Source organism: Fodinibius salsisoli, assembly GCF_026229185.1.
GTDB lineage: Bacteria > Bacteroidota > Rhodothermia > Balneolales > Balneolaceae > Fodinibius > Fodinibius salsisoli.
Genome location: NZ_JAGGJA010000013.1, coordinates 1 through 13995 on the forward strand (window position 1 = coordinate 1; position 13995 = coordinate 13995).

Below are 13995 nucleotides of genomic sequence, written 5' to 3' on the forward strand. Positions count from 1 at the left end.
TTGTTGGATCACGTCCAATTTAAATTCTTTGCTGTAGGTTCGTCTTTTACTCATAATAGGTATTGGTCATAAATTGCGGCGACAATCTATGGCTTAACTGGGTGTCCACCAAAATGTAGCAAGTTCATATAAACTTTTATTGTCTAATACTGATAGCTTCACTCAAATAGTATAAGACTCCGCCATTACTTTGAGGAGGATAAGCATTATGCTTAAAAATAAAAGGATCGTTAGCCAGTAGACAAACCTATCATTAAATATGAAATAGGCCAAGCTATCAACCTGGCCTTATTCCATAATCATTCTTATCTGGTGTGTCTTCTATATTTGGCTATATAAGCCTTGGCTCTAGGTTCTCGGTTCTATAAATCCATAGCTTGTAAGGCAAAAAGAGAATTCCTTACCAATAAAAAAAGGCCCCGCTGTTGAAAGCGGGGCCTTTTCAGTTCTTGAGCTTTTCGCACGTTACATGCGCGAAACTTCAATTACAACTCGACGGTTCTGTCGTCGTTCTTGCGTATCCGCATCTTGAATCAATGGTTCGGTTTCACCGACACCTTTTGTAAAGATACGGTCAGCGCTTACACCTTGTCCGACTAAGTAGTTCTTGACAGACTCAGCACGACGCTGCGACAGACGCAGGTTATACTGCTCAGTACCGATACGGTCAGCATGACCCGTTAAGGTTACCTGCAAGTTAGTATCGTCCATCAGTTCTTCAGCCAATCGATCGAGATCTGCCTTGAACTCATCTTCAACAATGGACTGATCAAAACCAAAGTTAACATCAGCAAAGTCGAAGTCTACCTGAGGACAACCGTTATTTGCTTCGGTTCCGGCAACTTCTGGACATTCATCTTCGCTGTCAACAATGCCGTCTCCGTCAGTATCCGGGCAGCCGTCAAATTCAGCTTCGCCAGCAACTTCTGGACATGCATCTTCGCTGTCAACAATGCCGTCTCCATCACTATCTGGGCAGCCGTCAAATTCAGCTTCGCCAGCAACTTCTGGACATGCATCTTCACTATCGATAATGCCGTCTCCATCAGAATCTGGGCAGCCATTAAATTCAGCTTCGCCAGCAACTTCTGGACAATCGTCTTCCTTATCGATAATACCATCACGGTCTGTATCAGGACAACCGTTATTTGCTTCGGTGCCTACTTCTTCAGGACATGCATCTTCGCTATCTATAATGCCATCACCATCAGTATCTTTAGCACCACCTACGTTGAATTTAAACCCAACAGATGTAACTAAGAAATCATCATGGTCTTTGTTATCGATGTTGCTATCGATACCACCACTTGATCTTCCAAGACCCTCAGCTTGCCCATCAAAGCCGTCAACAAATGTACGGTTGTAGGTAGCCTTTAAAATAATTTTGGTCTTTTTTGATAGAGGGATATCGAATCCAGCCGCAAGAGGAACTCCAAATCCTACTCGGCTTTCAATATCATTACCTGATTCTCCAAAATAGATATTATCGCTACCTCCAAAGTAGGGAGTAACGCCAACACCAGCTGCCAGAAATGGCTGCAATGCAGCATTCTGACCAAAGATATATCCATTGGCCAGCTTATAACGTAGCATTAAATTGGCATTCAGATACTTTGTTCCAAAGCTGTTATTTGCTTTAACAGGGTTTGGATCAACAGTTCCATCTTCTCCATTTTTATAATCCAGGTATCCATAGGTCAGTACAGCATCAAAATCAAAAGATGGACTTAAATACTGGTGAAACCCAATACCTCCAGCCCAGTCTGATTTGAGCTCATACTCCAGCATCTCGTTGCCGAGATCACCATCGTATTCGTTATGCCCAACATGGATGCTTAACCACGTCCGGTTGAGATCCGTTTGGGCTTGCATCGCAGGCACAAACAGGCACAACATAGTTGCGGCTAAAAGTAGCTTCTTTAACATAAAACCTCCTTAATATTGATTTATGATTCAGGCCAACGCCTGATTTTATTTATGTAATTTTAACGTTGTAACGTTTATTAAAAGCTCAATACGGTGCTTAAGTTCCCTATTTTTTCTAAATATTAACAACATTTTTTTAAAAAACCTTCAACCTCCCCAGTACAAACATCTAAATGACTAATTTTTATGAACTTAGAGCTATTTTATACCGACGGAAAGAGGGTGAATTTATTCTAAATAATAATTTATTTTCCATTTTTAAATTTTTCTAATGAGCGAACTTTGATAGAATAACCCTTCTTCTGGGTGCATTTGTGCCTCTATAAGCCCCTATCATTCAACATTATAGATTAATTTCATTGATCATTTATAACAAAACACGCTAATTTGCACACTTTAAATAGTGGCCTGTCTCTTTTTTAATTCAAGAATTGAAAAAGGGCAGGGAAGAGCTATTCTCAACCTGTATGAAATAATGTAAAGAGCGGCGTTTGCTAAGTCTTTCTATACAAAAGTTGCTATTTCACTGAGTGTTTTTTTCGTAATATCTGGCACCTGTACATCTTCTGCAGGATAACCTACCACCAGCAACAAAAAGGGCCGTTCGTTATTGGGGCGGCCTAAGATATCATTTAAAAAGCCCATGGGGCTTGGCGTATGGGTAAGCGAAGCCAATCCTGCATGATGTATAGCTGTAATAAGCATTCCAGTGGCAATTCCGACAGACTCTTTGACGTAGTAATGCTTTTCCTTTTTTCCATTTTCATCGATCGCATAACTTTGAGAAAAAATGGCAATCAGATATGGAGCTTGTTCAAGGAATGGCTTTTCAGCATCTGTTCCAAGCGGAGCAAGGGCCTCCAGCCATTCTTCGGTAGCACGTTCTTCATAAAATTTTTGCTCCTCTTCTTCAGCAGCCTCCCGAATTTGTTTTTTTACTTCAGAATCGCTTATAACTACAAAATGCCAGGGCTGCTTGTTGGCGCCATTGGGTGCTGTTCCTGCAGCAAGCAAACAGTCTTCAATAATTTCACGCGGTACCGGTTTGTCAGAAAATTCGCGGACTGTACGCCGCTTTCTGATATTTTTATAAAAAGAACGCGCCCGCTGACGCATTTCATCCACGGGATACCTTTCGTAACCAGAATACGGAACAAACTCTTTGTGGCTCATACTAACTTTACTAAAAGGAAATCATCTTAAGGTTGAGCCTTTAGCAGACCAAAACGGATGGATCTCCACTTCAAGACGGCCCGCTTGCACCGCCGGATCCTGTTTGGCCAGCTTCAAGGCTTCTTCTTTTGTGGCCGTATTATAGATAACTATTCCACGAATTTCACCATCATCACCAAAAGGACCTGTGATACTTGTTTTTCCCATTTCATACATTTTATTCAAATAAGCCAGGTGCTTTTTTTGGATTGTTGCAGCCTCCTGCTCATCCTGACTCCGCTCTGGCCCGCGTTTTAGGAAAACCATAAAATACTTCTGCATCACGTAGGTCGTATCTCCCGACTCCATCTCAAAGGTCTCAGGGACCGTGGCCTTACTGCTATCAACCTCCTGGGCCCAGGCGGACACTGAAATCAACAGCCCAACACTGCACATCATTATTTTTTTCATAATCTTCTGTTAATTTAATTTTTCGTAACAATCTATTGGAATCTAACTTAACAATTTTTCAATTCTTTCCAGTTGACTCCAAGAAATTCAGCCATTTTCTTTCTTGCTGTAGTCTCTGTTGGTATCGATCGCGCAAAGATAACCTGCTTAGCTTGTTTATCCATTGCTCGGCCAGCTCATACTTTTCCCGAAATCCAAGATACTGTACCAGCTGTAAAAGCTCATCAAAATAGGTTACCTGTATGGGTTCTTCCAAAAGCTGTCTTCCATATCGTATTACGGTTTGCCACTCTTCTTCGTCAATAGCTTTCTTAATACTACGGATTTTCGTGCGATACATGGCTTTTTCAAATGTCGCTGAGTCAGGTAACTGCTGTTGATAGGTCAATTGACGATAAATCTGCCATTGCTCAGAGTCCAACCGGGTATCCAGGGCCGGCTTTATGAGCAAATCCGGATGCTCATTAAAAAGAACCTGTGCCCTTTCCATGTGGTTCTCGGCCTGTAACGCTTGTCCATTCTCTTTGAATGCATCGGCATACAATAGTTGCAGATCAACAGTGGTGTCTGCCAGAGAGGCTCTTGCACGGACCTTTGACCCATGACCAGCCACTAAGTGACGGTAGCTCCATTCGGCCTTTATAGGCGGCAGGCTATCGGATACCATTAATACCTTATCCAATGCCTGTAAGGCTTTCGCTGTGTCATCCGTAGCTTGGTAATACTGGTAGCTGTCCCATGCGGCTGCAAAATCGGAAACTACATGGGGACATGGCTGCTCAAAGAGCGAGGGAATAGCAAATATACGACGGGCAATACGTTGATCCACCGAATCTACAGATATGGAATCCAGGTGCCGGTGCCAACCCTGGACTAACTGTGGCCATTCCTGCGGGTAGGCTTGCCCAATACGGCCTGTACGATAGGCTTCTTTCAAATATTCAACTGGATAATTATTTATCAGATACTGTACAAAGGAGCCGCCGGTGGTATAATTGACTCCCGAGCGCCCACCATAAAACCCCAAGGGAGAAAAAGAAGAGCGTAACTCACGAGCATTAGGATACGGCCTTTCGGAGGCAACAATTTGATCGATGGTTGTTGTAGACGAAGATCCTCCTGCTACCGCCACAGCTACCCCCTCGATCAGGCCAATACTCCAGCTGGCATTCAAAAGTCTGTTACCAAACTGTTTACTTAGAACATGTACCAGTTCGTGTTTAAGACTACTTCCAATTTGCTGCTTAGCAATATGCAGCTGATCCTGCCCCAGCCAAACGGGCACATAACTGGTAAACTTGGCCCCCACCAGCTTTTTCTTTTGCCAGGGATTTGCATACAAGTAACTTTTAATCTTTTGATCCGCTTTCGGCAGAGATAGTTCGAGCTTATTACTGATCTGCCGAAAGTAGAATTCATGTTCTTGTGCTAACAGCTGGATCTCTGCCTCGCTGTAATACTGATGGTCATAATAAATATTGAAATGAGCCGTCTCTTTATGCCCCCCAAGCACAGACTGCAGGTATGACGGCGGGGATACAACTCCCATCTCAGCCAGCTGCGTGTAACTGATCCCAAGGGCGATCGATGAAAAAGCAACTAACCATACAGCAAATCGCTGCTTATTGATAGCAGGTATATGCCATAGCAATAAAATCCAGAATAAAGTAATAGAACGGAAAAAGACGGTCCCTATATTAACGGTAATGGTTTCATCATAGATCGGTCCCGGCCAACCTCCCCATACATGATTGAAAAAATAGACCTGTGGATAAGCGAACAGCTCGAATAGTAATATCCCAATGGCGATAGTCAGCAAAAATCCCACTGTTAAAGTTTTGGTATACGGGATATTCCATTTTCGAATAAGACGGCCAAGAGCATATCCAAAATAGACACTGCCTGAGGGGAACAGTATCCAAAATGCCAACCCATGGATAGACAAGCATCCGCTCAACAGGGCATAAACCAAAAGAGGAACGGCTGCTACATACAGATAACCCAATATAGTTAAGGCTTCGAAAAAATCATGCCGAGATTGATCACCATTACATGCTTTGAGTCCCGCCCAGAAACAGCCTATCAGTGAAGCCAGCATCGCTGATTCAATATGAAAATTTCCCAATAACGGGATAAAGAGCATCCCTGTGCCTACCAGCAAGGCTAAAAGTGGAATTTGATACGTATGGAAAGATGCATTTTGCAACATGATCCGAAAAGTAACAGCTGACGGGGAAAAGGCAAATAGCAAATTTAGCAGCGGCCAAATGCGTTCTTAAGTTTGTAGTAAACACGCCCAGTAAACCCAATACATCAATACAAACTGTAACGGAAGCCGAAGAATTGTAAGAGCAGCATACCAAGAAAGAAGTCCTGTTTTTTGAATTGCCTGAACTGCCATATTGATATTCGCCGGGAAAACTGCTAGCAATAATAACAGGAGTCCCCATGCTGCCATCGCCCTATAAGGAGGTAGCAAGACGCCGAGCCCTCCGGCAATCTCTGCCACTCCGCTGATGTAAACCATCGCTTTGTGCCATGGGATAAAATCTGGAATTATGGCTGCAAATACGCCCGGTTTTAAAAAATGCAGAATTCCCATCATCATAAAGATAATGCCAACCAGGTATTGGCTTGTAGAAGGGGAGGTCAGGAATTGTATCATGGAGTATGTTTCAAGGATCAAGATTGCATTTACCGATACTGTAGTATGGCAAACAAGCTTATCAACTCAAACCTACAAGATTGAGTATTACTAGTTTCCCTGAATGTCTCTTTTCTACGTAGAAGAGAAAATATAATTCTGGAACTTATAATTTTGAAAATAACATAAAAATATAGATCAACACTATATATAATAAAATACTTTTATTTACCATGTAATATTCATAAAATTAAATTGCATTGCAATATATGCTCATAAAGTAAATACCATCTTAATAGTCGGGTACAAATCTTAAAATCCCTATTCCAATGAGAAAATACATTTCTAATTTACCAGTACTATTACTGTTCTTTGCACTTATTGCTTGTAGTTCAGGCAATGAGGAACCTTTGGGGGATAAGCCCACTTCTTCCGAGCTGACTTTTGAATATGATAAGGTTACACCGGTAGATTTTCCCAGCTTGAATATTCCAGGATTTGAATTTCCTATGGATTCTACCCTCCTCAATCAATGGATCGCTGAGGATGATTCCATAAATATATACAAACACGGCTGGGGTATCTGGGCGGGACTCACAGCTCCTACGAACCAAAAGGTTGGGGAAAAAACGCTATTGGTATATGAAACATGGCTTACTCCTGAGGAAATGATTGACTCCCTGAAAAACCAACCCATAAAACGATCAAACAGGGCAAACCTTAACAAGCCTAACCAGTTCACCCACTTCGTTTCTACTGTTAATGACAGCATCCATGAATCCGTTGCATATAGTCCTGCAGCCTCCAATTATGCTATTGAGGAAAAGATTTTTTTAGCCACTACCTTGTTGGGTTATGCTGAGGAAGGCCGAAACAGTATTCCAGATTTCCCCAATGATGCTATTACCATAAAACCCGTATTTAAGGTGTTGCCAGTATCCTCTTCCGGCGATCAGACTAAATTTGCTATCTCTGTCTGGCCAGGACCTATTGACTCACTCGCGGGATTCCCAGAAAAAGACTGGCATTCGTCTGTATACATTGACATTACAAACCAAAGTAACGGGAATGGCAGTCGGGCCATCTATCCGGATAGTAATACCCCTCCTGCACCAACAGACTCGACCACCTATAATTTGAATGACTTTATTCATTACAAAATGAATAAAGAGGATGCTCATTATTTTAATAAAGAGTTTAGCGAAAATGCCTCCAACCGTATGACGGCAAAGCCCGGAGATGTAGTCATATTGGTAGGAATGCATGTGACGACCAAAGAAAATAAACGATGGACCTGGCAGACATTCTGGTGGGCTCCGGATGCCAACAAACCATTAGCACCCAGTTCAAAAACCATTGCAGACCAAAGGCCTATGGACGCTTTAAGCCGTGCTGCATCTCACTACGCTATGTCAACCGCTTACTATATGGTCAATCCACAGGAGCCTTACAGTGGAGAAAACGTTACCGGCACTCCAAATTATGCCTTCAATCCTTATCTAGAGTCCGGGTTTGGCCCCAATGTTTTTAATGACAAGATAAGTGTTATCAATACTTCTGCCGGGAACTCGATATCCACTTCTGCCGGGGTACGAACCAACTGTATGAGTTGTCATGCTATGGCAACAATCAATCCCGATAGCCTTGGATCCGGTTCAAATTCAGGAACCCCTTATGTAGGGGATTCATATGTAAGTCTCAGCGACACCATTTTTGAGGGACAGCTGAAATTAGATTTTGCCTGGTCCATTCAGGGTAATATAGATACGACCGGCTTGAAAGCTTACCTGGAAGAAAATTAGCAAAAACGATTATACCCGCCGGTGTTTAGGCATCTGCGGGTATTCTAAAATCAATTAGCTATTGCTTTCCACACTAATCTTTTGGACGCTATTTTTTAAACAGGGTAGAAAGCACAAACCAAATATTTTCTTTACGCTCCATTAACCTACGCTTAAAGTAAGGAAACCACATGGTTCCGAAGGGTACATAAATACGGGTATTATACCCCTGGTCGGCCAGCTCTTCCATGGTATTTTGCCGCAGACCATACAGCATTTGAAACTCAAAACGCGACTGGTCAACCTGATGCTCGGAGGCATACTTTTTTACCCAGTCAACCAGCTCATCATCGTGAGTGGCTATGCGGGGATAGGATGTTTTTTCAAGCAGTACTTTCGCATATTCTTTAAATGCTTGTCGTATTGCAGCCATATTCTGCAAAGCAATATGTTCAGGCTCATTATAGGCCCCTTTGCACAGTCTCACGTCTGCTCCCAGATCAGCTAATTCGGCAATATCGTCTTTGGTTCTGTGCAGATAAGCTTGAATTACAATTCCCACATGCTTCCCATACTCCCTGAAGGCTTCTTTGAAAAGGTCGATCGTTTGCTGGGTATAGTCCGAGCCTTCCATATCAATACGGACAAACTGGTTGTGTTCTCGAGCCACATCCAGCAGCTTAAACAAGTTATCGCGGCAGTAACTTTCATCAATATCCAAGCCCAGCATCGTAAGCTTAATGGAAATTGTGCTATCGAGGCCAGCAGAACTGATATTTTTCAACAATTTGATATAGCTTGCAACCGTATCATCGGCCATCTCCCGATCGTCCACATTTTCGCCGAGGAGGTCGAGCGTAATGTGAATATCTTTTTGATTGAGCTGTTCTACTTTTGGGATGGTTTCCTGAAACGATTCGCCAGCAACGAACCGCTTTGCTAAAATAAAGGGTAACTTCATGAATACTTGTTATTCTCTTATTTCTGAGGTGCCCAAAAATAAGAAATTGAAAGCATCTCTCCTACTCAGACTCTACGTTTAGTTTTCACCCATATGTAACCTTTAACAAAAATAGTCGTACTAAAAAAACATCAACCAAATAATTTAACCTGGGTTCTGTTATGTATACACGAACAAATTATCTATTTAGAGTTGCCTTGGCCTTTTTTCTTTCACTTGTTATTACTGCTATCCTTATTGTACCAAGTAAAGCCACGGCAAACGGACATGAACGCACGATACAAGATTCCCCTTATCGGGTTGAATCCTTTACTTTGTCAGGAAAAGGAACACTGGATGTCCAGACTTCCGGAGGGCATATAACGGTCACCGGCTCTTCTTCCAATACGGTGGAGGTAGAGATGTATGTGCGCAAAAATGGTAAAGTTTTAACACCAGCTGATACCGACCTTAGCGATTGGCATATTGATATCTCCCAGTCAGGGCAATCGATTCGAGCTATTGCCAAACGGGAAGGCAACGGCTGGAACTGGTTTGGAAGCAAAGACAAACCTTCCATTTCATTTGTTATCTATACCCCCAAAAGTATCGATACGGATTTAAATACCAGTGGTGGACATATTGAGGTTCGGGGCCTCTCCGGTAACCAACTAATTAAAACCAGCGGCGGACACCTGGAGTTAGGCACACTCACCGGCACCGTTAATGCACGTACTTCCGGTGGACATATTACAGTCTCAGATGTTCAAGCTAACCTCAATGCCCGCACAAGTGGTGGACATATTGACGCAGAAAATTCTGAAGGTAATCTTACATTCAAAACCAGTGGCGGGCATATAAGCCTCGAAAATGTAGCCGGCACTGTTGAAGCCAAGACCAGCGGTGGTAGTATTGAGGCCGACCTCATTACGATTGGGGAGTTTGTAGACCTGAAGACAAGTGGTGGTAATATTAATATTACCGTTCCTACGAATATAGGATTGAACCTCGACCTTAAAGGAAGCTTCGTGAGCTCAAACCTGCAAAATTTCTCCGGAAAGGCTGAACGTAACGAAATTGAAGGGCAAATAAATGGCGGAGGCCCCTCTGTTTCTGCTCGAACATCAGGCGGTACGGTATCGCTGGCTTTCAAATAACCGTAGCAAAGTCAGGACAGCAGATAAAACCGAGTTTATTATATAAAATAAAGTCATTTTCATAATGCTAATTTCTGGTTAATAACTCTTATATTTAAGCTTCTTAAAGTTATTGAGCTATTTGATCCCTTATATTAAAAATCAATATCAGGTATTAAATAGCCTTATTAATCTATTAACTTATTAACCTCTAAATAAAATATTCCCTTTATTATGAAAATGTTAAACATTTTGGCCGCCCTTTCCCTGATTTTATTTATCGGCTGTGGTGGCGGTGGCTCCGAAAGCAATGAACAAGCTGGTTCTACTGATCAAACACGTAGCGAGCCAAGAACCATTGAGGTTGTAGGGCTCGACCAGATGAAATTTGCTGTAACAGCAAACAGCGACGGCATTACGGTTGGCGATAAAATAGGTCAGGATGGACTCTTGCAGCTTGAGACTATTACAGCAAAGCCTGGAGAAGAAATTCATATTAAGTTGACGACCCAAAGTAAGCTGCCAGCCACAGCGATGTCGCACAACTGGCTGCTCCTTACCTTAAATGCAGACACTAAAGCATTTGCTACGGCTGCTATGAAAGCAAAAGACAATGATTATGTTCCATCAGATATGCAAGACCAAATCGTTGCCCAGACAGGCTTAGCTGGTGGTGGAGAAACTACTGAAGTAACCTTTACGGTTCCTGAAGAAGCAGGTGAGTACGATTACCTCTGCACCTTTCCGGGACACTTCGTAGGTGGCATGAAAGGAATCCTTAAAGTAGAAGGATAACAACTTCCGTTTTATTATATCCGAAAGGCGACTGAGCAATCAGTCGCCTTTTGTATTTACTGTTCTATTTCTCGGCCCGTCAGTACCATGATGTGGGCCCAGGGCGTGCCCGGCTCCATAATCCATGGCGCCCCCTCACTGGCGGGACTTTTGGATAAGCCGGAGGTAGCCTCCGTAGCGTAGGGGATGTAAATGACATATCGTGGAGACGCTTCATTGACTTCCTTCTTTTCATAGTCGAAGGCCTCTTCATTTCCGGATAAGGAATAAAGGGCCATTGGCTTTTCCGGCATCGGCAGTTCACCAGACTTAATTTCCGAGCGACGGATCAGGTCGACCTCTTTTCGCGACATACCTTTAGCCTTCAGTTCACGCCCTCTTTTCATAAAAGGCTCTAAGTCTTTATGATAGCAGGCTACATGAAAATCAGGACTACGGGGATCATCAGCCAAACAGACCAACGTACTTGTTCCTTCACGTAAGGTGGTCAGGACTGTGTCTGCCTTATATCCCAATACGGTTGCCTCGGCACGGAACGCTTCCGGTGCGGCCCGGACAGCGGCTATGATCTGTTCTTCCGGCGTACGTATTTGCTGTTCCTGGGCCATTACTTTACAATTCAAAGAATTTAGTGTAGCTATTACAAAAATGGTTATCCCTAAAAAAGTTTGCTGTCGCATTGATCTCATTTTAAGCTAAAATTCGACTTCAACATACAAATTTCGACTATCTTTTCCATTCTCAGCCATTATAATTTACAATTACAAAACCTAATGGTTATCAAACCAAGCTAAAATATGCGCTACCTTACTCATCAGGTTGCTGGGGCGGCTGGTAATACCGTGTCCGGAGCCTGGGATACGAACCATCACCGACTCTACTTTCTGTAGCTGTAAAGCAGTATAATATTGCTCGGTCTCCGACATAGGCGTTCGATAGTCTTCTTCACCGGTGAGTAACATCGTTGGAGTGGTCACATTACCAACCAACGATATAGGAGATCGATCCATATAATGATCACGGTTGTTCCATGGCAGGCCCGGGAACCAGTATTTATAAAAGAAAGGGGCCCCGTCAGAGGTGAGTACAAAACTATACCAGTTGATCACCGGCTTTGCTACAACGGCAGCATTAAATCGATCCGTTTTACCAATACTCCATGCGGTCAACACTCCACCTCCACTTCCTCCGGTAATATAAAGGCTGTCGGCATCGATATAGCCACGATCAATAACCGCATCCACACCAGACATCAGGTCGTCATAATCCTCGCTGGGGTAATTATGGTGGATATAGTTGCCAAAGGCCTTGCCATAACTGGTACTGCCCCGGGGATTGGTATAGAGCACCACATAGCCGGCAGCAGCCATAAGCTGAAGTTCGGCTGTAAATCGATCCCCATAATTGGCAAATGGTCCCCCGTGAATCTCTAAAATTAAGGGGTACTTTTTCTGAGGATCAAAATTGGGTGGTTTGATGATCCAGCCCTGAACTTTCTGGCCGTCAAAGGAGGATTCATACCAAATTTCTTCTACCTCGCCAAGGGTCTTATGCCCTAATAAATCCTCATTTACATTTGTCAACCGTTGCATAGGCTCTCCATCTTCTATGAGAGCTACATCCGCCGGATGTTTAGGGGTGGCGTAGGTGTAGGTAACCAACCCATCGGATGAGGCGCTGAACGCCCCTCCTCCGTACGGTCGTCCCAATGAAGTTCCCCCAAGATTATCTGCTATTTTTTGTAGATTGCCATCCAGCGATACATATCCTACTTTTCCATTTCCCTCATCGTCATATTGAAGATAGAGCCCTTCTCCACCTTGTCCCCATTGAATGTTGCCAACACTTCGATCAAAACCGGCTGTTAATACGCTCTTGCCTGTGCCATCTACATTTATTACATACGCATTGGTAATTTGGTAGCCATCCAGGTTATCGTCATAGCCAAGGTACGCAACCTGATCGCCACCAGGCGAAACCACCGGGCTGGAATCGGGGCCCCTTCGATCGGTTATTTTTGTCAGATCTCCATCTTCGAGCGACACTTTGTACAGCTCGGTATCGCTGGCCTTATATTCCCAATCTTCCTTGCGGTTGGATGTCAAAACCAAGTGCTCGTTGTCTCTCATCCAGGCGGGATCACTGTGGTTAAAATCTCCCGATGTTATTTGGCGCGGCGTTCCCCCTTCCGCCGGGATGGTAAAAACATGACGATAGCCTTCTTTTACAAACCCCGAGGCTCCATCGCGCCGATACTGAAGATCATCAATCACGTTGGCAGGCTCGGCCCACTCGGCGCCTTCCGGCCGACCGGGAAGGGATACCATTGGAGCTTCTTCTTGCGGGACAAACATGGTGAAGGCTATCTTTTTGCCATCGGGAGACCACGACAGATTACCCGGCGATCCCGTCAAATTGGTTATCTTAGCACTTTCCCCGGTATCCATCCAGCGGATGTACAACTCGCTGGAGCCACTTTCTGTGGATACATAAAGCAACCGATCTCCACTGGGCGACCACCGCGGCGAATACACATTATTATTCATGGATGTAAGCGGCCGGTGACGACTTCCATCTGTGTCAATCAGCCAAAGGTTAGAGTGCTCACGATCTTCCATGATGTCCATCGAATTACGCTGATATACAACCCATTGTCCCCCGGGCGATATTTGCGGATCAGAGACATATTCCAAATCGAATACATTTTCCAATTTAAACTGAGTATCCGGCTGGGCGTGGGCCTTTTGAATAACTAAGCTCCCAATAACAAAAAGAAGGAAAAATGACAGTTGTTTATACATAGCATTATTATTTTGATCCCGATCATTGATTAAATGTAACGCGTTTAGCGGCTGGAAAAACAGAGAGAAGCTCGATTCTACAGATTTAGGCTGTATTTAGGAAGGGCTCATCCCCGGTCTATACACCCCTTCGAAGGGGGAAATTCACGGTATTTTTCCGTGAATAGGGGGATGACAGCACTACCTTTAGCCTGAAATCATACGTAGAACCGAACCACTACTTGGTTGAAACATAATTTTAACCGCTAAACGCGTTAAAAGTAATGTAAAATAATCAGATGCCTGAAATACGCGAATCTATTTACGTCTTTTAAATATTCTAATTGTTTACGGATGAACGGTTGCCTTA

The 13995-nt window shown here is 43.5% G+C and carries 11 protein-coding genes; 3 read left to right on the forward strand and 8 right to left on the reverse strand.

The window, feature by feature from the left end; all coding sequences use genetic code 11:
- Positions 1–465: 465 nt before the first annotated feature.
- From J6I44_RS16180 to J6I44_RS16200, 5 genes are all read right to left on the reverse strand, one after another.
- The gene (locus tag J6I44_RS16180; RefSeq protein ID WP_265767196.1) at positions 466–1926 is read right to left on the reverse strand and encodes an OmpA family protein; all 1461 of its coding nucleotides are present in this window, start codon (positions 1924–1926) and stop codon (positions 466–468) included.
- A gap of 504 nt (positions 1927–2430) precedes the next feature.
- The gene (locus tag J6I44_RS16185) at positions 2431–3099 is read right to left on the reverse strand and encodes a nitroreductase family protein (RefSeq protein WP_265767197.1); all 669 of its coding nucleotides are present in this window, start codon (positions 3097–3099) and stop codon (positions 2431–2433) included.
- A gap of 21 nt (positions 3100–3120) precedes the next feature.
- Positions 3121–3549 carry a YciI family protein gene (locus J6I44_RS16190; RefSeq protein WP_265767198.1) on the reverse strand — a complete coding sequence of 143 codons (429 nt, stop codon included), beginning with the start codon at positions 3547–3549 and terminating at the stop codon, positions 3121–3123.
- A gap of 58 nt (positions 3550–3607) precedes the next feature.
- Entirely contained in the window at positions 3608–5758 is a 2151-nt protein-coding gene (locus J6I44_RS16195) for a hypothetical protein (RefSeq protein WP_265767199.1), read from the reverse strand.
- 66 nt (positions 5759–5824) lie between these two features.
- Entirely contained in the window at positions 5825–6214 is a 390-nt protein-coding gene (locus tag J6I44_RS16200; RefSeq protein ID WP_265767200.1) for a DoxX family protein, read from the reverse strand.
- Positions 6215–6522: 308 nt separating this feature from the next.
- Here J6I44_RS16200 and J6I44_RS16205 point away from each other — a divergent pair, with 308 nt between their 5' ends.
- Complete coding sequence (locus J6I44_RS16205) at positions 6523–7995, forward strand: hypothetical protein (RefSeq protein ID WP_265767201.1); 1473 nt, start codon at positions 6523–6525, stop codon at positions 7993–7995.
- Positions 7996–8083: 88 nt separating this feature from the next.
- Here the strand turns inward: J6I44_RS16205 and J6I44_RS16210 are convergent, their stop codons facing one another.
- A complete protein-coding gene (locus J6I44_RS16210; RefSeq protein WP_265767202.1) occupies positions 8084–8935 on the reverse strand; it encodes a proline dehydrogenase family protein in 852 nt (283 codons plus the stop codon).
- Positions 8936–9096: 161 nt separating this feature from the next.
- On the opposite strand from J6I44_RS16210, the gene J6I44_RS16215 reads away from it, so the two are divergent.
- Together J6I44_RS16215 and J6I44_RS16220 are read left to right on the forward strand one after the other, a co-directional pair.
- Entirely contained in the window at positions 9097–10071 is a 975-nt protein-coding gene (locus J6I44_RS16215; RefSeq protein WP_265767203.1) for a DUF4097 family beta strand repeat-containing protein, read from the forward strand.
- Positions 10072–10284: 213 nt separating this feature from the next.
- On the forward strand, positions 10285–10845 hold the full coding sequence (locus J6I44_RS16220; protein ID WP_265767204.1) for a plastocyanin/azurin family copper-binding protein: 561 nt from the start codon (positions 10285–10287) through the stop codon (positions 10843–10845).
- Between the two features lie 56 nt (positions 10846–10901).
- Here J6I44_RS16220 and J6I44_RS16225 read toward each other — a convergent pair whose 3' ends face one another.
- Together J6I44_RS16225 and J6I44_RS16230 are read right to left on the reverse strand one after the other, a co-directional pair.
- Entirely contained in the window at positions 10902–11468 is a 567-nt protein-coding gene (locus J6I44_RS16225; protein ID WP_265767205.1) for a hypothetical protein, read from the reverse strand.
- A gap of 147 nt (positions 11469–11615) precedes the next feature.
- On the reverse strand, positions 11616–13646 hold the full coding sequence (locus J6I44_RS16230; RefSeq protein WP_265767206.1) for an alpha/beta hydrolase family protein: 2031 nt from the start codon (positions 13644–13646) through the stop codon (positions 11616–11618).
- Between the last annotated feature and the right edge of the window lie 349 nt (positions 13647–13995).

What these genes read in the sequence shown, in the direction of transcription:
- J6I44_RS16180 (WP_265767196.1), bottom strand. Translation starts at nt 1,926, where the DNA reads ATGTTAAAGAAGCTACTTTTAGCCGCAACTATGTTGTGCCTGTTTGTG.
- J6I44_RS16185 (WP_265767197.1), bottom strand. Translation starts at nt 3,099, where the DNA reads ATGAGCCACAAAGAGTTTGTTCCGTATTCTGGTTACGAAAGGTATCCC.
- J6I44_RS16190 (WP_265767198.1), bottom strand. Translation starts at nt 3,549, where the DNA reads ATGAAAAAAATAATGATGTGCAGTGTTGGGCTGTTGATTTCAGTGTCC.
- J6I44_RS16195 (WP_265767199.1), bottom strand. Translation starts at nt 5,758, where the DNA reads ATGTTGCAAAATGCATCTTTCCATACGTATCAAATTCCACTTTTAGCC.
- J6I44_RS16200 (WP_265767200.1), bottom strand. Translation starts at nt 6,214, where the DNA reads ATGATACAATTCCTGACCTCCCCTTCTACAAGCCAATACCTGGTTGGC.
- J6I44_RS16205 (WP_265767201.1), top strand. Translation starts at nt 6,523, where the DNA reads ATGAGAAAATACATTTCTAATTTACCAGTACTATTACTGTTCTTTGCA.
- J6I44_RS16210 (WP_265767202.1), bottom strand. Translation starts at nt 8,935, where the DNA reads ATGAAGTTACCCTTTATTTTAGCAAAGCGGTTCGTTGCTGGCGAATCG.
- J6I44_RS16215 (WP_265767203.1), top strand. Translation starts at nt 9,097, where the DNA reads ATGTATACACGAACAAATTATCTATTTAGAGTTGCCTTGGCCTTTTTT.
- J6I44_RS16220 (WP_265767204.1), top strand. Translation starts at nt 10,285, where the DNA reads ATGAAAATGTTAAACATTTTGGCCGCCCTTTCCCTGATTTTATTTATC.
- J6I44_RS16230 (WP_265767206.1), bottom strand. Translation starts at nt 13,646, where the DNA reads ATGTATAAACAACTGTCATTTTTCCTTCTTTTTGTTATTGGGAGCTTA.